The organism is Sporolactobacillus sp. THM19-2, from assembly GCF_004153195.1.
Lineage (GTDB): Bacteria > Bacillota > Bacilli > Bacillales > Sporolactobacillaceae > Sporolactobacillus.
Window position 1 is genome coordinate 139,643 of the sequence record NZ_SEMC01000005.1, and the last position, 26,799, is coordinate 166,441.

General features: G+C 45.3%; 30 protein-coding genes. All 30 read left to right on the plus strand.

Annotated features, from left to right (window positions below):
• Positions 1–221 precede the first annotated feature (221 nt).
• A complete protein-coding gene (sucC, locus tag EWH91_RS06485) occupies positions 222–1,406 on the plus strand; it encodes an ADP-forming succinate--CoA ligase subunit beta (RefSeq protein ID WP_129929219.1) in 1,185 nt (394 codons plus the stop codon).
• Complete coding sequence (sucD, locus tag EWH91_RS06490) at positions 1,403–2,311, plus strand: succinate--CoA ligase subunit alpha (RefSeq protein ID WP_129929220.1); 909 nt, start codon at positions 1,403–1,405, stop codon at positions 2,309–2,311. Before sucC ends, sucD begins: the two co-directional genes overlap by 4 nt.
• 158 nt (positions 2,312–2,469) lie before the next feature.
• Positions 2,470–3,366 carry a DNA-processing protein DprA gene (gene dprA, locus EWH91_RS06495; protein ID WP_129929221.1) on the plus strand — a complete coding sequence of 299 codons (897 nt, stop codon included), beginning with the start codon at positions 2,470–2,472 and terminating at the stop codon, positions 3,364–3,366.
• Between the two features lie 148 nt (positions 3,367–3,514).
• A complete protein-coding gene (gene topA / locus EWH91_RS06500; protein ID WP_129929222.1) occupies positions 3,515–5,602 on the plus strand; it encodes a type I DNA topoisomerase in 2,088 nt (695 codons plus the stop codon).
• Between the two features lie 56 nt (positions 5,603–5,658).
• On the plus strand, positions 5,659–6,966 hold the full coding sequence (gene trmFO, locus EWH91_RS06505; RefSeq protein ID WP_129929223.1) for an FADH(2)-oxidizing methylenetetrahydrofolate--tRNA-(uracil(54)-C(5))-methyltransferase TrmFO: 1,308 nt from the start codon (positions 5,659–5,661) through the stop codon (positions 6,964–6,966).
• Positions 6,967–7,184: 218 nt separating this feature from the next.
• Complete coding sequence (gene hslV, locus EWH91_RS06510; RefSeq protein ID WP_129929224.1) at positions 7,185–7,727, plus strand: ATP-dependent protease subunit HslV; 543 nt, start codon at positions 7,185–7,187, stop codon at positions 7,725–7,727.
• Between the two features lie 33 nt (positions 7,728–7,760).
• Positions 7,761–9,167 carry an ATP-dependent protease ATPase subunit HslU gene (gene hslU / locus EWH91_RS06515; RefSeq protein ID WP_129929225.1) on the plus strand — a complete coding sequence of 469 codons (1,407 nt, stop codon included), beginning with the start codon at positions 7,761–7,763 and terminating at the stop codon, positions 9,165–9,167.
• A gap of 34 nt (positions 9,168–9,201) precedes the next feature.
• A complete protein-coding gene (gene codY, locus EWH91_RS06520) occupies positions 9,202–9,978 on the plus strand; it encodes a GTP-sensing pleiotropic transcriptional regulator CodY (RefSeq protein WP_129929226.1) in 777 nt (258 codons plus the stop codon).
• A gap of 348 nt (positions 9,979–10,326) precedes the next feature.
• Entirely contained in the window at positions 10,327–10,710 is a 384-nt protein-coding gene (gene flgB, locus EWH91_RS06525; protein ID WP_240697277.1) for a flagellar basal body rod protein FlgB, read from the plus strand.
• A complete protein-coding gene (flgC, locus tag EWH91_RS06530) occupies positions 10,710–11,159 on the plus strand; it encodes a flagellar basal body rod protein FlgC (RefSeq protein WP_129929227.1) in 450 nt (149 codons plus the stop codon). Before flgB ends, flgC begins: the two co-directional genes overlap by 1 nt.
• A 2-nt stretch (positions 11,160–11,161) precedes the next feature.
• Positions 11,162–11,464: a flagellar hook-basal body complex protein FliE gene (gene fliE, locus EWH91_RS06535; RefSeq protein WP_240697278.1), complete on the plus strand. Its 303-nt coding sequence runs from the start codon at positions 11,162–11,164 to the stop codon at positions 11,462–11,464.
• Positions 11,465–11,500: 36 nt separating this feature from the next.
• On the plus strand, positions 11,501–13,102 hold the full coding sequence (fliF, locus tag EWH91_RS06540) for a flagellar basal-body MS-ring/collar protein FliF (RefSeq protein ID WP_129929229.1): 1,602 nt from the start codon (positions 11,501–11,503) through the stop codon (positions 13,100–13,102).
• Positions 13,103–13,117: 15 nt separating this feature from the next.
• Positions 13,118–14,134, plus strand: a complete 1,017-nt coding sequence (gene fliG, locus EWH91_RS06545) for a flagellar motor switch protein FliG (protein ID WP_129929230.1) — start codon at positions 13,118–13,120, stop codon at positions 14,132–14,134.
• Position 14,135: 1 nt separating this feature from the next.
• Positions 14,136–14,888, plus strand: a complete 753-nt coding sequence (gene fliH / locus EWH91_RS06550) for a flagellar assembly protein FliH (protein ID WP_240697289.1) — start codon at positions 14,136–14,138, stop codon at positions 14,886–14,888.
• On the plus strand, positions 14,885–16,198 hold the full coding sequence (fliI, locus tag EWH91_RS06555; protein ID WP_129929232.1) for a flagellar protein export ATPase FliI: 1,314 nt from the start codon (positions 14,885–14,887) through the stop codon (positions 16,196–16,198). Before fliH ends, fliI begins: the two co-directional genes overlap by 4 nt.
• 2 nt (positions 16,199–16,200) lie before the next feature.
• A complete protein-coding gene (gene fliJ / locus EWH91_RS06560; RefSeq protein WP_129929233.1) occupies positions 16,201–16,659 on the plus strand; it encodes a flagellar export protein FliJ in 459 nt (152 codons plus the stop codon).
• A 12-nt stretch (positions 16,660–16,671) separates the two neighbouring features.
• Positions 16,672–17,259 (plus strand): MotE family protein, encoded by a 588-nt coding sequence (locus EWH91_RS06565; protein ID WP_129929234.1) that lies wholly within the window; start codon positions 16,672–16,674, stop codon positions 17,257–17,259.
• 33 nt (positions 17,260–17,292) lie between these two features.
• Complete coding sequence (locus EWH91_RS06570) at positions 17,293–19,206, plus strand: flagellar hook-length control protein FliK (protein WP_129929235.1); 1,914 nt, start codon at positions 17,293–17,295, stop codon at positions 19,204–19,206.
• Positions 19,207–19,662, plus strand: a complete 456-nt coding sequence (locus EWH91_RS06575) for a flagellar hook capping FlgD N-terminal domain-containing protein (RefSeq protein WP_240697279.1) — start codon at positions 19,207–19,209, stop codon at positions 19,660–19,662.
• A complete protein-coding gene (locus EWH91_RS06580; RefSeq protein ID WP_129929236.1) occupies positions 19,659–20,051 on the plus strand; it encodes a TIGR02530 family flagellar biosynthesis protein in 393 nt (130 codons plus the stop codon). The genes EWH91_RS06575 and EWH91_RS06580 overlap by 4 nt, the downstream gene beginning before the upstream one ends.
• A 75-nt stretch (positions 20,052–20,126) precedes the next feature.
• Positions 20,127–20,948 (plus strand): flagellar hook-basal body complex protein, encoded by an 822-nt coding sequence (locus EWH91_RS06585; protein WP_129929237.1) that lies wholly within the window; start codon positions 20,127–20,129, stop codon positions 20,946–20,948.
• A gap of 50 nt (positions 20,949–20,998) precedes the next feature.
• Positions 20,999–21,247 carry a flagellar FlbD family protein gene (locus EWH91_RS06590; protein ID WP_483315822.1) on the plus strand — a complete coding sequence of 83 codons (249 nt, stop codon included), beginning with the start codon at positions 20,999–21,001 and terminating at the stop codon, positions 21,245–21,247.
• The gene (locus EWH91_RS06595; RefSeq protein WP_129929238.1) at positions 21,226–21,660 is read left to right on the plus strand and encodes a flagellar basal body-associated FliL family protein; all 435 of its coding nucleotides are present in this window, start codon (positions 21,226–21,228) and stop codon (positions 21,658–21,660) included. The genes EWH91_RS06590 and EWH91_RS06595 overlap by 22 nt, the downstream gene beginning before the upstream one ends.
• Before the next feature lie 27 nt (positions 21,661–21,687).
• On the plus strand, positions 21,688–22,692 hold the full coding sequence (gene fliM / locus EWH91_RS06600) for a flagellar motor switch protein FliM (RefSeq protein ID WP_206184297.1): 1,005 nt from the start codon (positions 21,688–21,690) through the stop codon (positions 22,690–22,692).
• Entirely contained in the window at positions 22,685–23,887 is a 1,203-nt protein-coding gene (gene fliY / locus EWH91_RS06605; RefSeq protein ID WP_129929240.1) for a flagellar motor switch phosphatase FliY, read from the plus strand. The genes fliM and fliY overlap by 8 nt, the downstream gene beginning before the upstream one ends.
• 67 nt (positions 23,888–23,954) lie before the next feature.
• Positions 23,955–24,317: a response regulator gene (locus EWH91_RS06610; RefSeq protein WP_129929241.1), complete on the plus strand. Its 363-nt coding sequence runs from the start codon at positions 23,955–23,957 to the stop codon at positions 24,315–24,317.
• Positions 24,318–24,338: 21 nt separating this feature from the next.
• On the plus strand, positions 24,339–25,016 hold the full coding sequence (gene fliO, locus EWH91_RS06615) for a flagellar biosynthetic protein FliO (RefSeq protein WP_129929242.1): 678 nt from the start codon (positions 24,339–24,341) through the stop codon (positions 25,014–25,016).
• Positions 25,013–25,687 (plus strand): flagellar type III secretion system pore protein FliP, encoded by a 675-nt coding sequence (fliP, locus tag EWH91_RS06620; RefSeq protein WP_129929243.1) that lies wholly within the window; start codon positions 25,013–25,015, stop codon positions 25,685–25,687. Before fliO ends, fliP begins: the two co-directional genes overlap by 4 nt.
• 45 nt (positions 25,688–25,732) lie before the next feature.
• A complete protein-coding gene (gene fliQ / locus EWH91_RS06625; protein ID WP_129929244.1) occupies positions 25,733–26,002 on the plus strand; it encodes a flagellar biosynthesis protein FliQ in 270 nt (89 codons plus the stop codon).
• A 20-nt stretch (positions 26,003–26,022) separates the two neighbouring features.
• Positions 26,023–26,799, plus strand: coding sequence for a flagellar biosynthetic protein FliR (fliR, locus tag EWH91_RS06630; protein WP_129929245.1), 777 nt, complete (start codon positions 26,023–26,025; stop codon positions 26,797–26,799).

Genomic DNA, 26,799 nt, shown 5'->3' on the forward strand with positions numbered 1-26,799 from the left:
TGACCGGCATCAATCTATTACATTCGCTCTCTTTATCCCGCTGAGGTTTCACTTTATTGTCGTGATTCCATTTTTATCGTGCTAAAAAACGATAATATGAATATTTTGTGACTATAATGTTACGAAACATTGGACAAAAGGAGCAGCATTTCGTTATACTAGATGTGGAGAAAGGGCTTTCATTTTTCAAAACATTCAATGAAATGAAAGAAGGGGAACGAATGAACATTCATGAGTATCAGGGAAAGCAACTGTTGAAACAGTATGGTGTTGCTGTCCCCAGAGGGTTTGTGGCGTTTACACCTGACGAAGCGGTTGAAGCAGCTCAAAAACTTCAGTCGGCTGTCACTGTGGTTAAAGCACAAATTCATGCAGGTGGAAGAGGAAAGGCCGGAGGAGTAAAAATTGCAGGAAGTAAAAAAGAAGTGCATGATTTTGCAGAAGAACTCCTTGGAAAGATTCTGGTGACTCACCAGACCGGTCCTGAAGGAAAAGAAGTGAAGCGCCTTTTAATCGAAGAAGGAAGCGATATTGAAAAGGAATACTATCTTGGTCTGGTACTTGACAGAAGTTCTTCACAAGTCACAGTGATCGCTTCTTCAGAAGGCGGGATGGACATTGAACAGGTTGCTTCCGTAGCACCTGACAAGATTTATCGTGAGGCGGTGGACCCCTTTCTCGGCCTGACCCCTTTCCAGGCACGCAGGATCGCTTTTGACATTGGAATTCCAAAGAAACTTGTCAATAAAGCGGTTAAATTCATGCTTGGACTTTATCAGGTGTTTGTTGACAAAGATTGCTCAATTGCTGAGATTAATCCACTGGTGGTCACAAAGCAGGGTGAGATTCTGGCCCTTGATGCAAAATTGAATTTTGATGATAACGGTCTTTACCGTCACAAGGATGTTCAGGCGTTCAGGGATCTGGATGAAGAAGACGGGAAAGAAATTGAAGCTTCAAAATTTGGCCTGAACTATATCGCGCTTGATGGAAATATCGGTTGCATGGTGAATGGAGCGGGTCTTGCGATGGCGACCATGGACATTATTAAATCTTTTCATGGTGAACCCGCCAATTTCCTTGATGTCGGCGGCGGTGCGAGTAAGGAGAAAGTAGAGGCTGCCTTCCGTCTGATCCTTTCTGACCCCAATGTTAAAGGCATTCTTGTCAATATCTTCGGTGGCATTATGAAGTGTGACGTCATAGCCGAAGGTATTGTTGCGGCGACTGAACAGGTTGACCTGAATGTCCCGCTTGTGGTCAGACTTGAAGGAACAAATGTGGCACGGGGTAAGGAAATCCTCAGACAGTCCGGCCTTGATATTACACCTGCGCATAATATGGCGGATGCTGCGGAAAAAATCGTGACACTGGTTAAATCAGCTGCAGGAGGCGTCGCAAAATGAGTATTCTCGTTCACAAAGATACCCGGGTGATTGTCCAGGGGATTACCGGATCCCAGGGCCTTTTCCATACCAGGCAGATGCTTGATTACGGAACCCGGATTGTCGGGGGTGTCACACCTGGTAAAGGTGGAACCCAGGTTGAAGGTGTGCCGGTTTTTGATACTGTGCGGGACGCTGTCAATCAAACGCAGGCTGATTGCTCCGTGATTTACGTTCCCCCTGCTTTTGCAGCGGATGCCATTATTGAAGCTGCAGATGCCGGCATATCCCTGGTGATTGCCATCACCGAAGGCATTCCGATTCTGGATATGGTGAAAGTGAAACGCTATCTTAAAGATAAAAAGACACGTCTGATCGGTCCAAACTGCCCGGGTGTCCTCTCGGCAGATGAATCAAAGATCGGCATCATGCCTGGATATATCCATAAAAAAGGCCATGTTGGCGTAGTTTCGCGTTCAGGGACTCTGACTTATGAGGCCGTTCACCAGCTGTCTCAGCTGAATGTCGGACAGACTACAGCTGTAGGGATTGGCGGCGATCCGGTGAATGGGACGAGTTTTATCGATGTGCTTAAATTGTTTAATGAGGATCCGGAAACTTTCGCGGTCGTCATGATTGGAGAAATCGGCGGGCATGGTGAAGAGGATGCGGCCGCCTGGGCAGAACAGAATATGGATAAACCATTGGTCGGTTTCATAGGCGGTAAAACAGCTCCTCCAGGAAAAAGAATGGGTCACGCCGGGGCCATTATCTCAGGTGGTAAAGGGACAGCTGACGAAAAGGTTCGCGTCATGCGCGATCATGGTGTTTCCGTGGCTGATACACCGGCAACCATCGGGGAAACTATGGTTCAGCTCCTGAAAGATCGCGGCTTGTACGAAAAATGCCTGATCAGTAATCAGTAATTTCCGGGAAGACACGTTATGGCGTGTTTTCCCTGCATCTGTTTGTGAATAATATCTCATTTACCCGTTGTTTGTCTTTCCTCCATCATATCCAGCAAGCCCCATCCATCCGTACCATTCTTTCACTTTCCCTAATTGATTAGAAAAAGGTGACCTACATGGATCTACTGACATTAAAGCTTTTTCATATTGACCATTGCCGGGGCCTGGGAAGAAAAACAATTCGTGCCTTTTTAAAAATAGATCCGACCCTGCAGTTTCTCGATTGCTGTACAGTGAAAGATCTGACCGAAACTTTTCATATGACCGGCCAGTATGCCGAATTATTTCTAAAAGATTTTCACCTGTTTCAACCTGATAAAACGGCACGTATCTACCTGGATCGCGGGATATCTGTCATTCCAGTGCACAGTCCGATGTATCCGCGTCTGTTGAAGAAGATATATGACCCGCCATTTCTCATCTATGCAAAAGGCAGGGTGGATCTGTTACAGGAGCAGCATATGCTCAGTGTAGTCGGGACGCGACATCCTTCACATGAGGTGGTTCCGGTCATGAAGTGTCTGCTTCATCCGCTCATTGATCGTGGATGGACCATCGTCAGTGGTATGGCTCTGGGTGTAGACGGGATAGCGCATCGTCTGGCAATGAACGGAAAAACGATTGCGGTACTGGGATCCGGCATATGCTGTCCCTATCCGAGACAGCATATGCCGTTGTTTGCAGGCCTTTGTTCCAAACAACTGGTCCTTAGCGAATATCCCCCGTTTTCACCACCGGCACGATGGAGGTTCCCCGAAAGAAACCGTATCATCAGCGGCATGTCTCAGGGTACACTTGTTATCGAAGCCCGGGAAAAGAGTGGCTCATTAATTACGGCAGATCAGGCTCTGGAACAGGGGCGGGAAGTCTTTGCTGTTCCAGGGTCCATCTTAAATGATAACAGTAAGGGGACACACAGATTGATTCAGCAGGGGGCAAAGCTGGTGACAGAAACAGAAGATATTCTTGAAGAACTGCAAAATCTTTCCGGTACCGGCAAACAGGAATTGTAAGACCTGAAATACCGTATTTTACAACCGTATTTTACAATTGAAAAATATTTTTTTTGAATGGAATCTTTTGCTTCAAGTTTGACAAAGCTTACATCAATAATTAATATAAGTGAAGATTTGAATATTATCAGAAAGGGGGAGAAACAACATGAGTGATTACTTAGTTATTGTAGAATCTCCCGCTAAAGCAAAAACCATTAAACGCTATCTTGGATCAAAATATCAGGTGAAAGCATCCATGGGGCATGTCCGTGATTTGCCGAAAAGCCAGATGGGTATTGACGTGACCGATCATTATAAACCGAGATACATTACCATACGCGGTAAGGGTCCTGTGCTGAAAGATCTTAAAAGTGCAGCCCGGAAAGCAAAAAAAGTATATCTTGCAGCGGACCCCGATCGAGAAGGTGAAGCTATTGCCTGGCATCTTGCGCACAGTCTTGACATTGATGATCGGTCGGACTGCAGGGTCGTATTTAATGAAATTACAAAACCGGCGATTAAAAAAGCCTTTAAGCAGCCAAGAAAAATTAATATGAATCTGGTCGACGCGCAGCAGGCACGTCGCGTATTAGACAGGCTGGTGGGGTACAATATCAGTCCGCTTCTCTGGAAAAAGGTGAAGAAAGGTCTGAGTGCCGGTCGTGTTCAGTCGGTTGCGCTGCGAATGATTGTGGAACGTGAAAAAGAAATTAAAGCTTTTGTTCCTGAAGAATACTGGTCGATCACTGGGCGGTTTCGAACAGGTGAAGAAACGTTCACCGCTGATTTCTTTGGCCTTGATGGTCACAAACACGCTTTAAAGAAAAAAGAGGACGTGGAAGAAGTCCTTTCAAAACTGAAAAATGACCAGTTTTCAGTCACGAATGTTCAAAAAAAGGAACGACTCAGATTTCCAATTGCGCCTTTCACGACGTCCTCTCTTCAGCAGGAAGCGGCACGGAAATTGAACTTCCGTGCCCGAAAAACGATGATGATCGCTCAGCAGCTCTATGAAGGTATTGCCCTTGGAAGACAGGGGAACGTCGGACTGATTACGTATATGAGAACAGACTCAACCCGCATCTCTGATGTCGCGAAATCAGAGGCCAAAGAATTCATAGTGCAGCATTATGGTGAAAAGTATATCAGTAATTTACATGCCAGAAGAAAGAAGTCCGAGAATGTTCAGGATGCTCACGAGGGCGTCCGGCCTACGTCGGTACTCAGGCAGCCGGGTGAAATGAAGCAATTTTTGAGCCGTGATCAGTTCAGATTATATAAGCTGATCTGGGAACGCTTTGTGGCCAGTCAGATGGCACCTGCTGTCCTGGATACGGTACGGGCCGATCTGGAGCAGAATGGTGTAACCTATCGCGCCACAGGGTCAAAAGTGAAGTTCCAGGGGTTTATGAAAGTATATATTGAGAGCAGTGACGATAAGAAAAAAAATGAAAAAGAATCAAAATCCAATCGCTTTCTGCCGGAACTCAAAGATGGGATGACGGTTGTTAAAGAAAATAATGAGCCAAAACAGCATTTTACTCAGCCGCCTCCGCGCTATTCTGAAGCCTCACTTGTACGCAAGATGGAAGAAATCGGGATTGGCAGACCGTCAACCTATGCACCAACGATTGACACGATTCAGAGACGTAACTATGTGACGATGGAGGCCAAACGCTTTGTCCCGACAGAACTTGGCCTGATCGTTCTGAAACTGATTGTTGAATTTTTTCCTGAAGTCATTAATATTGATTTTACTGCTCAGATGGAGACCAGTCTGGACGAGGTCGAAGAAGGCAAAAAAAACTGGATTGCAACCGTCGACAGTTTTTATCAGGAATTTTCAAAAAGACTGTCTACCGCTGAAAAAGAAATGCAGTCGGTCACAATCAAAGATGAACCTTCCGGCATTATGTGCGAAAAATGCGGACATGAAATGGTCTATAAAATGGGTCGTTTCGGAAAGTTTCTGGCCTGTTCCAACTTCCCGGCCTGCCGGAACACGAAGCCGATATTAAAAAAGACAGGGGTTACCTGCCCGAAATGCGGCAAAGGTGAAGTCGTCGAGCGCAGAAGTAAAAAAAGGAGAATTTTCTATGGGTGCGACCGTTATCCGGCATGCGATTTTGTATCATGGGATAAGCCGATTCAGAGAAACTGTCCGAAATGCGGATCGTACCTGATTGAAAAAAAATCAAAAAACAGTAAAAGAGTGCAATGTCCAAAATGTGATTATCAGGAAGAAACGCAATAAACGGTATTAGAGCTACGGGGTGACAGGATGGAGCAAAGGAAAGTGAGGGAAAACAGATGACGGAAAGGTCGGTTACCGTGATCGGTGCTGGTCTTGCGGGCAGTGAAGCCGCCTGGCAAATCGCCAGACGAGGTATTCCGGTGACACTTTATGAAATGAGACCGAAGAAATTCACACCGGCTCACCATACGGATCAGTTTGCAGAGCTTGTCTGCACGAATTCTCTGCGCTCCAATTCACTGACCAATGCAGTGGGTATATTAAAGGAAGAAATGCGCAGACTGGATTCGCTGATCATCAAAGCTGCAGATACAGCCAGTGTCCCTGCAGGAGGAGCACTGGCTGTTGACCGCCATGATTTTTCAGCAAAGGTCACAGAAACACTTAAAAATATGCCATTAATCCGCGTGGTGCATGAAGATGTGACCACCCTTCCCGATGGGATTACTGTTGTCGCGACAGGGCCGCTCACATCTGATGGTTTATCCCGGTCGCTGAAAAAAATGACCGGTGAAGATTATCTTTATTTTTATGATGCCGCAGCGCCGATCATCTCGGCAGAAAGTATTGATCGCAGTCGTGTATACTTAAAATCGCGTTATGATAAGGGCGAAGCAGCGTATTTAAATTGTCCGATGACAAAAGAGGAATTTTATCGTTTTTACGATGCACTGATTCACGCTGAGACGGCCCCTGTAAAAGCTTTTGAAAAAGAACACTATTTTAACGGCTGTATGCCGGTTGAAATTATGGCCAGACAGGGGGCGAAAACGTTACTGTTCGGACCACTGAAACCTGTTGGACTGGAGCATCCGGAAACGGGAGAAAGGCCCTATGCCGTTGTTCAGCTCAGACAGGATAATTCAGCCGGGACCCTCTTTAATATGGTTGGTTTTCAAACCCATTTGAAATGGGGGGCACAGAAAGAAGTCTTTCGTCTGATACCCGGTCTGGAACGGGCGGAGATTGTCCGTTATGGTGTGATGCACCGAAATACCTTTCTCAATTCTCCTGAGCTGCTCAGACCGACCTATCAGACCAAAGTAAGGGAGAATCTGTTCTTTGCCGGACAGATGACCGGAGTTGAAGGCTATGTTGAATCAGCTGCCTCCGGATTGATTGCCGGAATCAATGCTGCACGTTATTTTTCAGAAAAATCATGTCTTGTCTTTTCTGAGGAGTCGATTATCGGCAGTATGGCGCATTATATTACATCGGCTGATCCAAAGCACTTTCAGCCGATGAATGCCAACTTTGGTCTGTTGCCGCCCTTACAGGAGCGAGTAAAGGATAAAAAAGAGCGGGCAGCCGGCTATGCGACGCGGGCTCTGAATACAATTCAGAATCTTGTTATAAAACTGTAAATTGTGTTGCTTATTCTGATAACATGTGCTACCATGTAATGGCAGGAAGCCGTGTGTTCAGATCTTCCTATTATAAATGATTGATCGACACGCTCGTTAATCATTATCATATATAGATTTGAAACAATGATTCACAAATAGCCTTAATTCGGGGCTTTTTCACGCATTTGTGGAAAGGGCTTTCGAGCTTGATACATCGCTGAAGAGGGAGGTTGATTATGGGCGTCTTCCACGCTACCACGATATTTGCCATTCGACATAAAGGCCACAGTGCGATGGCAGGTGACGGGCAGGTCACGCTGGGCCAGTCGGTCATTATGAAGACATCGGCTCGAAAAGTCCGCAGACTCTTCCATGGCCGGGTCATTTCCGGCTTTGCCGGTTCGGTTGCCGATGCTTTCACCCTGTTTGAAAAATTTGAAGGCCGCCTGGAAGAGTATAACGGCAATCTTCAGCGCTCTGCAGTTGAACTGGCAAAGGAATGGCGGGGAGATAAAATGCTTCGCCAGCTGGAAGCCATGCTGATTGTGATGGACCGGGATAATCTCTTGCTTGTCTCAGGAACAGGAGAAGTGATCGAACCGGATGACGGGATGCTTGCCATCGGGTCAGGCGGAAATTATGCACTTGCTGCCGGCAGAGCACTTAAAAGCTGGGGATCGCCTGAACTGACCGCAAGGGACATTGCTGTGAGAGCTCTGAATATCGCCAGTGGAATCTGCGTCTATACCAATGATCACATTATTGTTGAGGAACTGTGATCCTTATAAATTCGAGCAGTGTGAGGTGTAAAAATGGCGGCTTCACTTACTCCCAGGCAAATTGTTGAACAATTGGATCGATTCATAATTGGTCAGAAAGAGGCCAAAAGATCTGTGGCTATTGCTCTGCGTAATCGCTATCGACGGAGTCTGCTTGATAAAAAAGTTCGTGAAGAGATTGTTCCAAAAAATATTCTGCTGATTGGGCCGACTGGCGTCGGGAAAACCGAGATTGCCCGGAGAATGGCAAAGATTGTGCATGCGCCCTTTGTCAAATTTGAGGCGACTAAATTTACAGAAGTCGGTTATGTGGGCCGCGATGTTGAATCCATGGTCCGTGATCTGGTTGAGACATCTGTCAGAATGGTCAAAGAAGAACAGATGCAGCAGGTAGAATCAAAGGCAGCTGTTTTGGCAGAGAAAAAACTGGTTAACCTGCTTGTACCGGGTGATAAAAAAGAGGATCAGGCAAAAAATCCTTTTGAATTACTTTTCGGGAACCAGAACAGCCAGAACACGGGGCAGGACCGGAAAACGGACGACGATGTGGATTCTTCCATTCGGAGTAAGCGCCAGCAAACGGAAAAACTGCTGCAACTTGGTGAGCTGGAAGATCATGTCGTGACCATCGAAGTGGAAGAACAGACAAAAAATCAATTGACTCATTTGTTTCAGGACAGCGGTATGGGGCAAATTGGGTCAAATCTGCAGAATCTTCTGGGGAATCTCAGCCCTGGAAAAACAAAGAAGCGCAGGATGAAAGTCAGTGATGCAAGAAAATTGCTGACACGTGAAGAAGCAAGAAACCTGATCGATATGGATCAGGTGATAAGTGACGCTGTCGTACGGGCAGAACAGTCAGGGATCATATTCATCGATGAGATTGATAAGATCACGGGTAAAGACGGGCAATCCGGAGAAATATCCAGAGAAGGTGTACAAAGAGATATTCTGTCCATCGTTGAAGGGTCAACGGTGATGACAAAATATGGACCTGTAAAAACAGATTATGTGCTGTTTATTGCCGCCGGAGCTTTTCACCTGTCCCGACCTTCTGATCTGATCCCTGAACTTCAGGGACGGTTCCCCATCCGGGTTGAGTTAAAGAGTCTGTCTATTGAGGATTTTATGAAGATTCTGGTACAGCCGAACAATGCCCTGATTAAACAGTATCAGGCACTGCTTCAGACGGAAGGTATATCTGTTCAATTTTCTGGCGAGGCTATCCATAAATTGGCAAGGATTGCATATACAGTCAATCAGGAAACGGATAATATTGGTGCCAGAAGATTACATACGATACTGGAAAAACTTCTGGAGGATCTATCTTTTGAAGCACCGGATATTTCACTCAAAGAAGTCATGATTACGCCGGAGTATGTGGATGAAAAACTGTCAAAGATTGTTAAAAACAGAGATCTCAGTCAATTTATTTTATAAATTAATTTAACTGTGCACTCAGGAGGAATAGATGATGACTTTACTGGAGAAAACAAGAAAAATTAATCACCTGTTGCAAGGGACTAAAACACAGGTGGACTTCAACGAAATGGCAAAGACCCTGCGGGATGTCATTCAGACCAATACATTTGTTGTCAGCAGGCGCGGGAAGATTCTTGGATTATCATTGAAACTTGAATTTGAGAATGAACGGATCAGGAAGATGTTTGAAAGCAGGCAATTTCCCGAGACCTACACGAGAAATCTGTTCAGTGTGATGCAGACTTCCCCTAATCTGGATATAAACAGTGAGTTCAGTATATTTCCGGATGAAAATAAAGATTTGTTTGTTAATGGTTTAACGACCGTTGTTCCAATTGTCGGAGGAGGGGAACGGTTAGGTACACTGATCCTGTCCCGACTGAATGAAACGTTTACAGATGAAGATCTGATTCTTGCGGAATATGGCGCGACCGTAGTCGGTATGGAGATTCTTCGTGAGAAAACCGACGAGGTTGAGGAAGAAGCGCGCGAGAAAGCGATCGTTCAAATGGCAATCGGTTCTCTTTCATACAGTGAACTGGAAGCGATAGAACATATTTTTGAAGAACTCGATGGCAAAGAGGGTCTGCTTGTTGCAAGCAAAATAGCGGATCGCGTAGGTATTACACGTTCTGTGATTGTTAACGCGCTCAGGAAACTGGAAAGTGCAGGTGTTATTGAATCCAGATCACTGGGAATGAAAGGGACATACATCAAAGTGCTTAATGACAAGTTTTTGGTTGAACTCAATCGTATTAAAGGCGAATAAGTCCAGATATACTTCAGGCTCCGGGTGATCGTTCTTTCACCCGGAGTTTTATTATTTTGTTGAAAAAAATTCAAAATAAAATAGATCATATGAAATGATCCATTTTAAATGGATTTTCTCCTGAATTTTCATTTAGCCTATTCAGCCAGAGCCAGAGTAACTCTGGAAATAATCAATAGAGCGTTTACATAAGGATTGATTTTCTCACTTATTCACAAAATATGTGACTAAAGCCCCGCGCCCATGGTACCAAAATAGTTAAATCCTGTCGAGAAAAGCAGAAATTTGTAGACATTAAGTCGAAAATTGATAAAATGAAGATATTGGTATATGGAAAGGTCGTGAGAAATGATGTTCAATGATTACCCGATAAATACGATTCAGCTGGCCATGAACAGATCTTTTGCGCAGCAGAATCTCATTGCACAGAACATTGCCAATGTTGATACACCCGGCTACAAAGCAAAAAAAGTGGCGTTTGATTCGCTGTTAGGCGACCAACTTCAGGCATATCGAACCCGTCCGGGGCACATATCTTTTTCCGGTTCAGATCCGAAGGGATATCATACAGAAATGGATACATATGGTACGATACAGGATAACGGCAATAATGTAGATATCGATCATGAGATGTCAGAACTTGCCAGAAACCAGCTGCTTTATCAGACACTTTCACAGTCAGCGGCTGATCAATTTAAAAAATTCAATATTGTACTGGGAGGCAATGCGTAATGGGTATGTTCAGCAGTATGGATGTCGCCGCATCCGGGTTAACGGCCCAGCGATTTCGTATGGACACTGTTTCCTCAAATATTGCCAATGCGGATACGACACGTGAACGGTTGGTTAACGGGGTATGGCAGCCTTACAGACGTAAAATGGTACATATTAAAACCATCGATTCTTCTTTTCAATCCGCATTCCGACAGGCTCTGGGATCTTCTGCCGGTGGAGTAGAAGTTTCTCATGTTACGGAAGACCCGTCACCTTTTCCCCAGAAGTATGATCCGGCTGATCCGGATGCGGACGCAAACGGCTTTGTCAGACAGCCCAATGTTGATCCTCTGAGAGAAATGGTGGATCTGATGGAGGCAAACCGTTCTTATGATGCGGGTGTAACGGTCATGAATGCAAGTAAGAGCATGCTGTCCAGAGCTTTGGATATCGGGAGGCAGGGATAATCATGGGAATCACACCGGTAAATCTGGTAAACTCTGCTGAGAAAGCTGCAGCTTCTAAGCCGAACAGTGCCGCTTCTTTTCAACAATCATTTGCCTCCTCTCTGAAAGATGCTCTGAATTCAGTCAATGAATCCGAGCAGACAGCAAATCATATGGTGACAGATCTGGCAAGGAGTGCGGGTACGGAAGACTTACATACAGTAATGATTGCGATGCAGAAAGCAGATATTCTGCTACGGACGACTGTTCAGGTCCGCGACCGGGTGATCGGCGCCTATCAGGAAATCATGAGAATGCAAATTTAACGACGATCACGCAGCTCTTTACGGGGGACTTGACGGATGAAGGAGAAATTTTATTCTGCAGTCGGACGCATAAAAAAATTCTGGACCGGCTTGTCCAGAAAAAGAAAGATATGGATAATTGGCCTGTCGTCGGCTGTACTAATAGCGGTCATCCTGACCTTTTTAATAGGAAATGTAAAACATTATACGCCACTCTACAGTAATTTGTCTGAAAGCGAAGCCGGCCAGATAAAAGATACGCTTGACAGCAAGAGCATCCCCTATAAGCTTTCTGAAGGCGGGACAACGATCAGCGTTCCGCGTGATCAGGTGGATCAGCTGAAAGTTGAACTTGCCGCTCAGGGCATACCCAAATCCGGCCAGATTGATTATTCTTTTTTTGGTCAGAATGCAGGCTTTGGCATGACGGATAAACAATTTGATGTACTTCAGAGAGCTGCCATGCAAACCGAGCTGGGTAATCTGATTTCCGGAACGAAGGGCGTTAAATCGGCGAAGGTGATGATTACACTGCCTCAGAATTCTGTCTGGCTGACGGACAATAAAGATGAGAACCAGTCTTCGGCTTCTATTGTACTCAATGTAGATCCCGGTTATCAGCTGAGCAGTGAGCAGGTTAACGGGCTGTACCATCTTGTTTCAAAAAGTGTGCCTCATCTTCCTGTCAGTAATATCGTCATTATGGACCAGTATTATAACTATTATGACCAGAAAAATGCTGATTCAGCCGGTCATTCGACTCTTTCTACATATGAAGAGCAACAGCAGATTACAAGGGACATTCAAAATAATATTCAGCGCAGAGTAAGTCAGATGCTAACGATGATGATGGGACAGGGAAAGGTCCTGGTGAACGTCACGGCCGATGTCGATTTCACGCAGACAAAAGAAAAACAGGATCTGGTTGAACCGGTGGATCGGCAGACCATGGAAGGCCTTCAGACGAGTACGGAACACATTACTGAGACCTATACCGGTCAGGGAGCCGCCGGTCAGGCCGGTACCGGTACAAATGATGTCCCTACCTATCAGGCAGGCGATAATGGGAACGGCACTTATCAAAGAGTAGAAGACCGGGTGAACAATGAATTCAACCGAATTCACCGGGATGTTGTCAGCAGTCCCTATAAGGTTATAGATCTGGGTATCCAGGTCATGATTGAGCCGCCTCAGCCGGAAAATGATAATTCATTACCTCAGCAGCGCGTAAACGATGTGAAACAGATTTTGAATTCTATTGTACAAACGTCTATTTCAGATGCACAGGGACAGGAAATTCCGGCAAATCTTGTGAATCAAAAGACCTACGTATCGGTTGGACAGCTCAATGGACAGGCACCCGCTCAGGAACCTCGCGGACCTGTATTATGGCCGTATATCTTGGGCGGTGTGCTGGCAGTCGCAGCCGGCCTGATTGTATGGATGCTCATCAGGCGGAGAAAACGCGTTTCGGCGCGAGTGGAACAGGAAGAAGCTGCTCTCCGGAACATTCCTTCTGATCAGCCTGAGGAATCTGATTCTTCCATAGACGAGGAAAATCCTGATCAAAAGAAATATAACGCATTAGAACAGATGGCAAGGCAACGCCCGGAACAGTTTGTTAAATTATTAAGAAGCTGGCTGTCTGATGATCGATGAAAGGGGGTAAGCAGAGTGGCAGAACGAAGAAATAAGCTTTCCGGCAGACATAAGGCAGCAATATTAATGATTGCCCTCGGGACCGAAGTTTCAGCGAATGTTTTCAAGCATCTGACGGAGCAGGAAATCGAAGATCTGACACTGGAAATTTCCAATGCGCATAAGGTGGCTCCGGAACAAAGAAAACAGATCGTCGACGAGTTCTTTCAGACAGCGAGGGCCCAGGAGTACATCTCACAGGGGGGAATTGGCTATGCCAAACAGATCCTCGAAAAAGCGCTTGGAACCGATCAGGCGAATAAAGTGATACAGCGACTGACATCAACGCTGCAGGTTCGTCCGTTCGACTTTATGAGGAAAAGTGATCCTCAGCAAATTTTGAATTTTATTCAGAATGAGCACCCTCAGACGATTGCTCTGGTCCTGTCTTATCTGGAACCTGATCAGGCGGCTTCTGTCCTCTCTGCACTTCCTGAGGACAGTCAGGCTGATATTGCGATGAGAATAGCACAGATGGATCGCACATCACCGGAGATCATTTCTCTGGTTGAGCGTATTCTTGAGAAAAAAGTATCCAATACGTCAGTCAATCAGGATTACACTCAGACCGGCGGTGTGGCCTCGATCGTCAATGTACTTAACGGCGTTGACAGATCAACAGAAAAAAATATTTTAGATCAGCTTGAACAGCTGGATCCTGATCTTGCTGAAGAAATTAAAAAGCGGATGTTTGTTTTTGAAGACATTATTATTCTTGATGATCGGGCAATCCAGCGCGTCATCAGGGAGAGTGAAAATGAGGATTTAATCCTCGCTATGCGTACTGCCAGCGATGAAGTGAAAGACCTGATTTTTCACAATATGTCCGATCGAATGGCTGCAAGCTTTAAAGAAGAAATGGAATATATGGGCCCGGTCAGACTGCATGATGTCGAAGAAGCCCAGACGCGAATTGTGAATACAATCAGAAGACTGGAGGATGCAGGAGAAATCGTCATCGCCAGAGGAAAAGGGGATGATGTCATTGTCTAATGTGATTAAATCACCTGAGTCCGGCAATAAGAAGAAAGTGATCCGGGTGAATCAGGTGATTGACCCGCTCTGGGATATGACCTATGAAAAGACGGATCCTGAATCGCCGGAAAAGCAGCTCGCTGAGAAAACAGCAGATGCGAAACGCAGAGCTGAACAAATGATTGCTGATGCAGAAAACAGAAAAAAACAGTTTGAAATCTGGCAGGAGAAAGCCAGTGCCAAAGCGGCAAAGGAAAGAGAGACGGCTTATCATCAGAAGGAAAAGGAAGGCTATGATGCAGGTTTAAAGCGGGGGATGCGTGAAAGTCAGAAAATATATGCGGAGAAAATTGCTCAGGCGAATGCACTTATTGACCAGGCACATGAGTCAGGCCGGCGTTATCTGAAAGAAGCGGAACCGGAGATACTGAAACTTTCAATGGCGATAGCTGAAAAAATAATAGGCACTTCTGTAGCCCTTGATGAAGATAAATGGTTTTCCCTTGTTACTAAAGCTGTGAAAGAGGTCAGAGATCAGAAAACAATAAAAATTATGGTATCTCCTGCTCATTTTGAATCGATCAACAGGCACAGAAGAATACTTGATGATATGGTCCGGGATGCAGAAGTATTCATTTATGCAGATGGCGATCTTCCGGAAAACGGATGCGCGATTGAAACCTCTTTCGGAAAAATTGATGCAGGTGTCGACAGTCAGTTGCAGGTGATCAGGGAAAAATTATCTGAGCTGATGGAGGAGGACGGGCAATGAATACGCAAAGGCTGATCCGTGAACTTTCGGCGATGGACAGTTATCGGCGCTTCGGCAAAATTACCCGCGTTGTGGGGCTTCTGATTGAATCAAAGGGTCCGGAAGCATCAGTCGGTGATGTATGTATGATTCATATAAAAAACCGCCGGCGTATTACAGCCGAAGTTGTTGGGTTTCATGAGGAAAATATCCTGCTTATGCCCTATTCCACTGTCGCCCATATCTCTCCGGGCTGTCTGGTTGAGGCCACAGGGCATCCACTTGAAATCAAAGTCAGTAAGCAATTGATCGGGCATGTTTGCGACAGTCTGGGAACGCCGATGGATCCTGTACAGTTTACAGAACCTTTTGATCTGGTCTCTACCAGCCGGACGCCACCGGATCCGCTCAGACGGCCAAGAATCAAAGAACCGATTGAACTGGGTATTCGTTCCATAAACGGTCTGCTTACAGTAGGTAAAGGACAGCGCGTAGGCATTTTTTCAGGAAGCGGTGTCGGAAAAAGCACATTGATGGGTATGATCGCGCGGAATACATCTGCGGATTTGAACGTGATCGCCCTGATCGGAGAGCGGGGGCGCGAAGTCAGGGAATTTCTTGAAAAAGATTTAGGGGCAGAAGGAATGGCTCATACGATTGTGATTGTTGCAACGAGTGATCAGCCGGCATTAATGCGCATAAAGGGTGCCTTAACTGCAACATCTGTTGCCGAGTATTTCAGATCAAGGGGCAAAGATGTCCTCCTGATGATGGACTCACTGACACGTGTTGCCATGAGTCAGAGAGAGATCGGACTTGCAGTAGGGGAACCGCCCACAACGAAAGGCTATCCGCCATCTGTATTTGCCATGCTGCCTAAACTGCTGGAGCGGACAGGAACCGACGAGAAGGGAACCATTACCGCTTTTTATACCGTTCTGGTCGATGGCGATGATCTTGATGAACCCATATCAGATACGGCCAGAGGAATACTCGACGGCCATATCGTACTGGACAGGAAACTGGCACAGAAAGGGCAGTATCCGGCAATTAATGTGTTAAAAAGTGTCAGTCGTGTGATGAATGATATCATACCTGATGACCATCAGAAAGCAGCTTCACATTTCAGGGCCCTGCTCTCACAATACATAGAATCAGAAGATTTAATCAATATAGGGGCTTATAAACAGGGCAGCTCAACGGTAATCGATGAAGCGATTAAATACCATCCCGGAATGATTGAGTATCTGGCGCAAAAACAGGAGGAAAGAGTCACGCTCTCAGAATCCGCAGATCAGCTGCATGCTCTTTTTGGAAAGGAGTCTGGTTAATCATGGCGTTTGATTTCAGACTGGCACGTGTTCTGGAACTTGCAGATAACAAGAAAAAGAATCTTGAGGCTGAGTACCAGACATTGTTCAGGCGATTGGAAGACATGGCAAAAAAACTGATTGATCTGCTTAATCAAAGGGAAAAAAAGCAGCATGTTTTTCAAAACCAGATGCAAAAAGGGACGACTATTGACTCGATTAAAGGCCGGTTATCTGATACGGCAATTCTGGATCAGCTGATCGCAGAAGAAACACGTCAATATGATCGACTGAAGCAGCAGATGGAAGCCTATCAGGCTGACCTGCTGGAAAAATCCATTGAAGTAAAAAAGTACGAAAAACTAAGAGATAAAAAGTGGCAACACTATCTGGAGAAAAAGAAAAAGATTCAGTTGAAAAGCATGGATGAAATTGCGGCTTCACGTGCGTCGGACAGGATAAATGGTGTAAAAAGGTGGTGAGCAGCGTCGATTATGAAAATCCTGAAAATCGGTCTTGCTGTTCTGGTTCCAGTCATTTTATTAGTGGTTATCGGCGGCTTTCTGCTCAGTCTTTCGGGAGTAGATCCTGTTACGGCAACCAAAAATCTGTTAACGGGTTCCCATAACTCTGAGCAGAGTAATACGGGTCCGGACAGCTCTCAGATGGAAAAAATGAAAAAAACAATATCAGACCAGAATGACACCATCAGACGTCTGCAAAACGATTCACAGAAGAAAAATGATCAGATCGCTCAGCTGAATAATGAACTGAATCAGGCTCAGCATAATGCGGATCAGGAGGGGAGCAGCCAGGGAGAAGCTGCCAGGCGGGCTGTTTATGCACAGACCTACAAAAATATGGACCCGGCCAAAGCATCGGCCATTTTTGAAAAGCTGAAAACAAATCAGGCTGCAGAATACTTAAATATGCTTGATAATAAGACAAAAGCAGCCATTCTGGAAAATATGGCGCCGGACAAGGCGGCGTCACTGACGCCGCTGCTTAAACCGCTTCAGGAACCGGAGCCTTCCTCCGACTCCGGCACAGAAACGACAAACAGCACAGTGCCGAACCCTTAATCCTTGACCAGCCCTTTGAAAGGAGGTGAGAAAATGGACAGCAGCCAGTTTCGTATTGAAAACGGAGGCTCTTTTCATAAAGTGGTGAAGAAAAAGAAGACGAAACCTGTATCGCAGCACCCTGTAAATTTTATGAATGTGGTTCAGATGGTCATGGTGGGTCATCCATCCGAAAGGCCGAAAAAATCAGGATATGCAGGCAGGAAAAACACTTCAGAAGCGTTTTCTCATATGGACATCCACTCTTTTCAGGAAAAGAGACCGGGCTCGAAATTCGTGCATACGGACCACACTGAGCAGATTGCTAAGAAGAAGATGAGCCCGCTTGTCGTTGATCAGAGCAATCCATCCGTCAACAGAGTCAGCAGTGAAGGTATTCCGGGAAAAAGCCTGCCGGAAAAAGTTTCATCCCTGTCTGATAAAAAGGTAAAAAATGGCGCTCAGGATCAGTTCTTTCCGGTTAATCAGAAAAGCGGCTGCAGGGCAGATCCAGACAGGCAGCCTGTTCAAACCGTAGCCAAAGAAATCAGCCAGATGCCGGTGGGATCAGGCCGGCACGCTGACAAGGTGCACCCTTTTAATACTTCCAATTTATCAGAAAAAGAATCCGGAAGTCATTTTTCACATGATGCTTCTACCCCCCGCACGCAAGCAAAAACTCCGGGGCATTTATTGGGGACGGAATCCGCTGATGCGGATCAGCCCACCGGTCATTCCGAGACCTTTGAGCAAAGCAATCCATCCGTCAACAGATTAATGAATGAGGGTATTCTGGAAAAAAGCTTGTCGGAAAAAGTTTTATCCCTGCATGATAAAAAGATAAAAAATGACGCTCAGGATCGGTTCTTTCCGGTTAATCGGAAAAGCGGCTGCAGGACAGATTCAGACAGGCAGCCTGTTCAAACCGTAGCCAAAGAAATCAGCCAGATGCCGGTGGGATCAGGCCGGCACGCTGACAAGGCGCACCCTTTTAATACTTCCAATTTATCAGAAAAAGAATCCGGAAGTCATTTTTCACATGATGCTTCTGCCCTCCGCACGCAAACGAAAACTCCGAGGCATTTACCGGGGCAGATATCTGCTGATCCGGGTCAGCCCACCGGTCATTTTGATACCCGTTTTTCCTTATTATCTGCTCTCACTCAGGTGGGGCAAGAGGGTAAAAAGAGGGATTCCGTAAGCCCTGAGCTCCTGCCGGCCGCTCAGAAAAGAGTAGATGGGACCTTGATGAACTCAGGAATCGTCACAGCCTCACCCCGAAAAGGTGAAGGGACGCAGCAGGATATCCGGCTCCTGCTTCACCGCAACCAGGCAGCAGCACCGGTACACTTGAGCAAAGCCGCTCCGCCCCGGGAAGCCGCTAAGGGATCTGTTCCGGAGGCTTCCGCGTTTGACCAGCCTGTTGCCCTGCGACAGGTGAATCGTATGACGCTGTGGGCCACTTTCAATGAAAATCGGCCCGAGGCGGTAACGGTTTCTGATTTTATTGGACGACAGATTTCTGAACAGCTGGCCAAATGGCTGAAACAGTCATCCTTTCAAATGACTGACAGGAATAATAACCGTTTAACGGTTACTCTTTACCCTGAACAGCTGGGGCAACTGACGATTTCAGTCATTCAAAGTGAGGAGGGGATCATTGCCAGATTGTCAACCCAGACTAAATTTGCTAAGGATATGATTGAATCCGGATTGACCCGGCTGGCCGACCAATTATCCCGACAGGGCATACCCGTCAGTCAAATAGATGTTTCACGGCAATGGCAGACGGCGGACAGTAATGATTCAAAACCATGGCCGGATCAGCATGGATATCAGTCCTTTCAGGGGAATGAACATGATTCAGGTGAAGAAGATCACCGGCAAGAGAATCAGCAATCTGCCCATATACCGGAAAACGCAGAAGACAAACCAGCCTTCATAGACTGGATGACAGGAGGGATATAGTTGGTTTCACCTATAAATTCAATGAATACCGTTGCATCAGATCAGGTTGCCGGGAGAAAAAATGACACACTCAGTAAGGACGATTTTTTAAAATTGTTTGTTGCACAACTAACTCATCAGGATCCCACTTCACCTTTAGACAGTGGTCAGTTTATTTCTCAGATGGCAGAGTTCACGTCACTGGAACAAACGCAAAATATGGGTCAGGCGATTGATAAATTTGTTGATTCGCAATCGAGTCAGTCATTATCGGATCAGGCGGTAATGATCGGGAAAAGAGTGGCCTGGGAAGAAGATGATGATTCAGGTCAGACACATCTGGAAAATGGAATCATTTCCTCGGTGACTTTAAAGGATGGGGCCGTTTATTATGTTACGCAGACAGGCGAGTCTGTTCATCCCTCTTCAGTGACTGAAATCAGTGAACCTGAGGATGCAGGTGTCTCTGAGTCATGAACAAAATAAGCGATCACGGTCAGCTGCCCTTTATCCATCCAGCCGTTCATTCCCTGTCGACACATAAGTATAAACCCTCAGCTGAGAAGAGCTCATTCAGGTCCGAGCTTGATGCCCGGATACATGATCAGCCTGTAAAAATGAGCAAACATGCACGACAAAGGATGTCGGAGCGTGATATACATTTATCAGCATCTGAATGGAATCAAATCGGGGAAAAGCTGCACGAAGCAGAGCGAATGGGAATAAGAGATTCACTTATTCTGACAAAAGATGTGGCTCTTGTCGTCAATGCACCAAACCACACGGTGATTACAGCTATGGATCTTCAGGAAGCAGGTTCTCATATTTTTACCAATATTAATGGGACAATCATCATTAATCATTAAAATGGCCGGACCATGAACAGGGAGCCAGGACTGTGGAATGACAGAAGCAGTCGATAAAAAAAGGAGGAAATCTATATGTTATTACGTTCATTAGGATCAGGTGTTTCAGGATTGAAAAATTTTCAGACGGCACTTGATGTGATTGGCAACAACATTTCAAATGTCAGTACAGCCGGGTTTAAAAAAGGTCGTGTAAATTTTCAGGATCTGTTCAGTGAACAAACGAAAGGTGCTTCTGCAATTGGTGGCAATGCCTCTTCCGTCAACGCCGTCCAGGTTGGGCTCGGCTCACAGGCCAGTTCAATTGACAATATTGTGACAGACGGTACGGTCAATCCAACGGGTAATCCTTATGATCTGGCCATTCATGGTGAAGGTTATTTTCTGGTTCAGGATGAAGATGGGAACAGTTATTACACAAGGGCAGGAGACTTTAAACTGAATGTTAATGGGGAACTTGTTAATTCTCAGGGTATGCATGTCAGGGTTATTCAGGGTGGACAGAACCCCAATGGAAATATCGATTTGACTGGTTACACTGAATTTTCGGTTGCTGCCGATGGCACGGTCAGTGCGGTAGGCCCGGGGCCAAACGGGACTGGAGATCAGAACACAGTACAAAATATCGGGAGAATCGCAATCGGTACCTTTTCGAATCCTGCCGGTCTTGAAAAAGTCGGTGACTCGTTATTCAGAGAGACAACGGCATCGGGTCCTGCCAATTATGGAACGGAAGCTCAGGGCACCATCCAGCAAGGGGCCCTGGAAGGTTCCAATGTCGATCTGACAAACGAAATGACCGGACTGATTGAAGCACAGCGGGCGTATCAGGCCAATGCCCGTACGATTACGACGGCTGATCAGATTCTTCAGGAACTGGTTCAGCTGAAGAGATAATGTAAGGACAGGATCTGTCAGGAAACATTTCTGAACGGGCATGCGGGTGGGTGAACGATCGAATGATCCATTTAACGAAATTTAACGGACAGACTTTTATCTTAAATGCTTTTCTTATTGAACAGATAGAATCATTGCCTGACACAACAATCACATTAACTTCCGGGAAAAAACTTGTGGTCAGGGAAGGGGCGGAAGAAGTCAGCAGAAAAGTCACTCTTTTCCTGAAACAGATGTCCTGGTTGCAGGCTGTGCACGCGGAAGAAGGTGTACTTAAATGTTCAAAAGCAAAGGAATGAACATCCTGTTTATTATTATGTTGCTTGTCATTGTTTCTACTGCGACGATATTTTTCATTATGTCGAATCAGGCAGGGGCCCGGCAGGATGTGGTCAACCCCGATATCAATCAGATTGTTAAGAATCTGACGGTGGAGACAGGTGAGGTGACAACGAATCTAAAAGATGATCACTTCATTAAAGTAAATTTTAATATCCAGGTATCGAATAAAGAGGCAAAAGATGAACTGACAAAGCGGCTATTTCAGGTCAAGAACGCCGTGATTTATATCCTGTCAGGAATGACTCCAAATGATCTTGAGGATCAGAAGGGCATTGCGAACCTCGAAAAGTTAATTCAGTCCCGTGTGAATGACTTTTTACAGAATGGTCACGTGACTCATGTCTATACGACTGAAAAAATTGTCCAGTAAGCCGTTTCTATTGGTTGAAGTAAGGTGATGAACTTGGCAGATATATTGTCCCAATCTGAAATTGATGCACTGCTTTCAGCACTGTCCACAGGCGAAATGAGTGCGGATGAATTAAAAAAGGAAGAGAGTCAGCCCAAAATCAGAGTATATGATTTTAAACGGGCCTTACGTTTTTCCAAAGACCAGATTCGCAGTCTGACCAGAATCCATGAGAATTATGCAAGATTACTGACTTCCTTTTTTTCTGCACAGCTCAGGACATATGTTCAGATATCGGTTGCGTCGGTTGATCAGCTTCCTTATGAGGAGTTTATCCGTTCTATACCGTCTATGACGGTACTGAATATACTTGAAGCACCTCCACTGGAAGGTCATCTGATCGTGGAGATCAATCCGAATATTGCTTATGCGATGCTGGACCGGTTGCTTGGCGGTGCAGGACGAAGTATGAATAAAATTGAAAATCTGACAGAAATTGAAACGGATTTGATGAGGAATTTATTTAAAAAGGCACTGACGTCATTTAAAGAGGCCTGGTCCTCGGTTGATCCGAACATGCAGCCCAATTATCTGGAACTCGAGACAAATCCTCAGTTTCTGCAGCTTGTTTCACCTAATGAAACGGTCATTGTTATTTCACTTTCAGCCGTTATCGGAAAATCAAGCGGGATGATTAATATTTGCCTGCCACATGTCGTGCTTGAACCCGTTCTTCCAAAATTATCCATGCATTACTGGATGAATGAGAAAAAGAATGAGGTATCAGAGGAGGAAGTCAGAGCCCTGCGCAACCGTGTGGAACATTCTCCGCTGGAAGTCAGTGTGTTACTTGGGAAATCACAGATCACATTAGATGAACTGATGCATCTTGAAAATGGTGACGTCATCAGACTGGATGCTGCGACCAGCCGGCCTGTTCGCGTTGATATCAGCGGTGTGCCCAAATTTTATGCTCAGCCGGGCACGAAAAACAAGAAAATGGCTGTACAAATTATAAAAAAAATAGAAGAGGGGGATAAAGGCGATGAGTGATGGTGATGGACAGCTTTCACAGGAAGAAATTGATGCCCTGATTGGAAAAAGTCAGTCTGCATCAGAATCTGAAAAGCATACTGACGGCAGGCTTCATTATTCAAAGAAAGACGATATGTCGGAGCTTGAAGAAGATGTGCTGGGCGAAATAGGCAATATTTCTTTCGGCAGCGCAGCCACAGCTTTATCAACCATTCTGAATCAAAAAGTTGAGATTACGACCCCGGAAGTCCGTGTGGTTAACAGAAATAACCTGGCAAACGAGTTTCCTGTACCACACGTGTCCGTTCTGGTCAATTATACAAAAGGATTTCAGGGATCCTGCCTGCTTGTCATTAAGACGAGTGACGCCAGTGTCATTGCTAATCTGATGATGGGCGGGGATGGGAAAAATCCCGGTACCCGGATCAGTGACATGGAAATGAGTGCGGTTCAGGAAGCCATGAATCAAATGATGGGGTCTTCTTCAACTGCGATGTCAACTGTTTTCAACAGAAGGATTGACATTTCTCCGCCGGAATTGACTCTGATGGATGTGAAAACAAAACAGGGTATTGAATTTATCCCTAAAGATGAAGTGATGTTTGAAATTTCTTTTAAACTGACAATCGGCAATTTAGTAGATTCACATATCATGCAGCTGGTTCCTGTTCAATTTGGAAAACATCTGGTCAGTGTATTGATTGATGAGGACAGTAAGCCGGAGACAGACCAGCCGGTTGAGCAACAAAGTCAATCTGCACATCATCCGGCGGCCGAATTGCAGAAAACACCAGATAAAGAAAAAGTGACTGATTCTTCCCGACAGGAAACGAATCATGCACCATCAATGAAAAATGAGAGTAAGGAATCAAAGCATGTTATCGCTCAGGCCGATGTTCATCCTGCAGCGTTCAGTGAATTAGACGACAACTCAAAAGATGCTGCAAGAAATAAACCACGTAATTTGAACTTATTGATGGATATTCCGCTGGACGTCAGTGTGGAACTTGGGCGCACTCAGAAAACTGTTAAGGAAGTTCTCGAACTTGGACCAGGATCTGTTATTGAGCTGGATAAACTGGCGGGTGAAGCCATTGATATTCTTGTTAATCAAAAACATATTGCCAGGGGTGAGGTTGTCGTTGTGGATGAAAACTTCGGCATTCGAATTACTGAAATCCTGGATCATTATGAGCGTATCAAGAACATGTAACAGCAAAGAGAATGGTCCGGATGAGATCAACTTTTTCATGAAATCTGTTTAAATTGGAGGGATTCAAATGGCAGGGAGAATTCTAATTGTGGATGATGCGGCATTCATGAGGATGATGCTGAAGGATATTCTGGTGAAGAATGGCTACGAAGTCGTGGGGGAAGCAGCAAATGGGAACGAGGCCATTGTTAAATATGATGAATTGAAACCCGATCTGGTCACACTTGATATCACGATGCCGGAAATGGACGGGATTCAGGCATTGAAAAAGATCAGGGAACAGGATCCGGGATGTAAAGTGATTATGTGCTCGGCAATGGGCCAGCAGTCTATGGTGATTGATGCCATACAGGCAGGGGCGAAAGATTTTATTGTTAAGCCCTTTCAGCCGGACCGTGTCATTGAGGCCATAAAAAAAACCCTTGGATAATTTTGAGAGAAGGGCCGTACCATGTTTGGATTAAAAAAGCTGATCTCCATTCTGACTGTTATTTTTCTGTTACTTTCGTCAGTCACGCCTGCTCTGGCTGAAGGCTCTGGCGCAGGCACAGTTCAGGATATGTTCGAAAATAAGCAAATTCAGCAAAAGAAGCAGGAAGCCCCTTCCGGAAATAAAACGGATCCATCTCAATCAGAGCAGGTCTCTTATGGAAATACGAACTTGTTTCTGGCCTTTGTGAAACTGATTTTCGCGTTACTGCTTGTTCTTGCCCTTATCTATATTTTATATCGATTTGCCGCGAAAAGAACTGGAAGTCTGAGAAATGGAGGTCAGCTGAAAAATTTAGGGGGTGTATCGGTTGGAACAAACCGCTCTGTCCAGCTGATTAAAATCGGGAACGAGATCATGGTGCTGGGTGTTGGGGACACAGTCAGACTCCTGAAAGAAATTACAGATCCAAAAACCGTTTCAGAATTGACTGAACCGGACCCAATTCAGGATCGGTTCGGGGAGCATGTACTTAAAGCATTGCATCATACCATGCGGAAACCTGAGGATACAACGGACGGAGATCAGGGAAAAGTCTGGAGAGGGCATCTGACGGAGTTGATCAGCGGGCTAGACAGGAACAGGCATGAACGGACAGAAAAACTGAAAAGCATCTTCGGAAGGGAGCGGCAGGAATGAACGGTATACCGGGTATACCCACAGATTTTTTTACAAGTCAGCCGCAGGACGTTGCGATGACTTTACAACTTCTGCTCATTTTGACGATTCTTTCGCTTGCTCCGGCGATTTTAATTCTTATGACATCTTTTACACGGATTATTATCGTTCTTTCATTTGTCCGGACTTCTCTGTCTACGCAGCAGATGCCGCCCAACCAGGTCCTGATCGGACTTGCCCTTTTTCTCACCTTTTTTATCATGGCTCCTGTTTATGGACAGATCAATACACAGGCGCTTCAACCCTACATACGAGGCGACATTAACCAGAATCAGGCGGTTTCAAGGGCAGAGGATCCATTAAAAACGTTTATGGCAAAAGAGACGCGGCAAAAAGATTTAGACCTTTTTATGAAGTACGGAAAATATAAGATGCCGGACAGGATACAGGATCTTCCCATGACGGCACTGGTTCCGGCATTTACAATCAGTGAACTCAAAACCGCTTTTCAGATGGGTTTTATGATCTTTATTCCCTTTCTGGTTATCGACATGGTTGTGGCCAGCATTTTGATGGCCATGGGGATGATGATGCTGCCTCCGGTGATGATTTCGCTTCCTTTTAAAATTCTGCTGTTTATCATGGTTGATGGATGGTACCTGATTGTGGAGTCCTTATTAAAGAGTTTTTGAATAGGGTCTATTCAAGGGGATTGATCTGGTAAGGAGGAAGGACATTTGAGTTCTGAAATGGTTTTGTCTTTAGCTGAACAGGCCGTGATGACCATATTATATGTTTGTGGTCCACTGATGATTATTGGACTTGTTGTCGGATTGATCGTTAGTATCATCCAGGCTGCCACACAGATACAGGAACAGACACTCGCTTTTATTCCCAAAATAGTAGCCATGCTTTTCGGATTAATTCTGTTTGGTCCCTGGATGCTTTCAAAAATGCTGACTTTTACGGAGAATTTATTAGCTAATCTTCCGAATTTCATCAGATAAAAAAAGGATAACAATATAACGTGTCACTATTAAATGCGCTTCCTTTATTTTTATTAATATTTGTCAGGATCTCCAGCTTTCTGGTAACCATGCCGATCTTCTCCTATCGGACGATTCCTGCGAGAGTGAAAATCGGCCTTGCAGCTGTTCTGTCTGTACTGGTCGATATGACCCTTTTTCAAAATCAGAGTGTTCCGCTGGATGGCGAATTTATCCTTCTGATTGTAAAAGAGGTTCTGGTTGGCGTATCTATGGGTTTTATTGCCGGTATTCTGACGTATGCCGTGCAGCTGGCCGGATCATTTATCGACCTCCAGATGGGCTTTGCCATAGCGAATATTATCAGCCCGGAAAATGGTACGGCCACCCCATTAACCGGTCAATTGCTTTATGTCTTTCAGCTCCTGTTTTTTCTGGGAATCAATGCGCACCATATGCTTCTCAATGGTTTGATGTACAGCTTCAAACTGGTCCCTGTCAGTGAGATGAATATACATTTGATCGAGGGAAGTACGGCAGAGTTCGTGACCCGGGTGACTGCCCGGATGTTTGTACTTGCTTTTCAACTGTCTATGCCGATTGTCGGGTGTCTGTTTCTTGTGGACGTTGCCATTGGGCTCATAGCAAGAACCGTCCAGCAGGTGAACGTTTTCGTAGTCGGTCTGCCTTTGAAAATTATCGTCGGATTTCTGATCATGCTGATTGTCTTCCCTGCTTTTATCGGGCTTTTCAGCACAATTTTTGAATCTATGACTGAGATACTGAGCACATATATGAATATCCTCGGGAGTTCATAA

Bases quoted from the DNA above. Each gene is read 5' to 3' on its own strand.
- sucC (WP_129929219.1), top strand. From the start codon at position 222: ATGAACATTCATGAGTATCAGGGAAAGCAACTGTTGAAACAGTATGGT.
- sucD (WP_129929220.1), top strand. From the start codon at position 1,403: ATGAGTATTCTCGTTCACAAAGATACCCGGGTGATTGTCCAGGGGATT.
- dprA (WP_129929221.1), top strand. From the start codon at position 2,470: ATGGATCTACTGACATTAAAGCTTTTTCATATTGACCATTGCCGGGGC.
- topA (WP_129929222.1), top strand. From the start codon at position 3,515: ATGAGTGATTACTTAGTTATTGTAGAATCTCCCGCTAAAGCAAAAACC.
- trmFO (WP_129929223.1), top strand. From the start codon at position 5,659: ATGACGGAAAGGTCGGTTACCGTGATCGGTGCTGGTCTTGCGGGCAGT.
- hslV (WP_129929224.1), top strand. From the start codon at position 7,185: ATGGGCGTCTTCCACGCTACCACGATATTTGCCATTCGACATAAAGGC.
- hslU (WP_129929225.1), top strand. From the start codon at position 7,761: ATGGCGGCTTCACTTACTCCCAGGCAAATTGTTGAACAATTGGATCGA.
- codY (WP_129929226.1), top strand. From the start codon at position 9,202: ATGACTTTACTGGAGAAAACAAGAAAAATTAATCACCTGTTGCAAGGG.
- flgB (WP_240697277.1), top strand. From the start codon at position 10,327: ATGATGTTCAATGATTACCCGATAAATACGATTCAGCTGGCCATGAAC.
- flgC (WP_129929227.1), top strand. From the start codon at position 10,710: ATGGGTATGTTCAGCAGTATGGATGTCGCCGCATCCGGGTTAACGGCC.
- fliE (WP_240697278.1), top strand. From the start codon at position 11,162: ATGGGAATCACACCGGTAAATCTGGTAAACTCTGCTGAGAAAGCTGCA.
- fliF (WP_129929229.1), top strand. From the start codon at position 11,501: ATGAAGGAGAAATTTTATTCTGCAGTCGGACGCATAAAAAAATTCTGG.
- fliI (WP_129929232.1), top strand. From the start codon at position 14,885: ATGAATACGCAAAGGCTGATCCGTGAACTTTCGGCGATGGACAGTTAT.
- fliJ (WP_129929233.1), top strand. From the start codon at position 16,201: ATGGCGTTTGATTTCAGACTGGCACGTGTTCTGGAACTTGCAGATAAC.
- EWH91_RS06565 (WP_129929234.1), top strand. From the start codon at position 16,672: ATGAAAATCCTGAAAATCGGTCTTGCTGTTCTGGTTCCAGTCATTTTA.
- EWH91_RS06570 (WP_129929235.1), top strand. From the start codon at position 17,293: ATGGACAGCAGCCAGTTTCGTATTGAAAACGGAGGCTCTTTTCATAAA.
- EWH91_RS06580 (WP_129929236.1), top strand. From the start codon at position 19,659: ATGAACAAAATAAGCGATCACGGTCAGCTGCCCTTTATCCATCCAGCC.
- EWH91_RS06585 (WP_129929237.1), top strand. From the start codon at position 20,127: ATGTTATTACGTTCATTAGGATCAGGTGTTTCAGGATTGAAAAATTTT.
- EWH91_RS06595 (WP_129929238.1), top strand. From the start codon at position 21,226: ATGTTCAAAAGCAAAGGAATGAACATCCTGTTTATTATTATGTTGCTT.
- fliM (WP_206184297.1), top strand. From the start codon at position 21,688: ATGAACTTGGCAGATATATTGTCCCAATCTGAAATTGATGCACTGCTT.
- fliY (WP_129929240.1), top strand. From the start codon at position 22,685: ATGAGTGATGGTGATGGACAGCTTTCACAGGAAGAAATTGATGCCCTG.
- EWH91_RS06610 (WP_129929241.1), top strand. From the start codon at position 23,955: ATGGCAGGGAGAATTCTAATTGTGGATGATGCGGCATTCATGAGGATG.
- fliO (WP_129929242.1), top strand. From the start codon at position 24,339: ATGTTTGGATTAAAAAAGCTGATCTCCATTCTGACTGTTATTTTTCTG.
- fliP (WP_129929243.1), top strand. From the start codon at position 25,013: ATGAACGGTATACCGGGTATACCCACAGATTTTTTTACAAGTCAGCCG.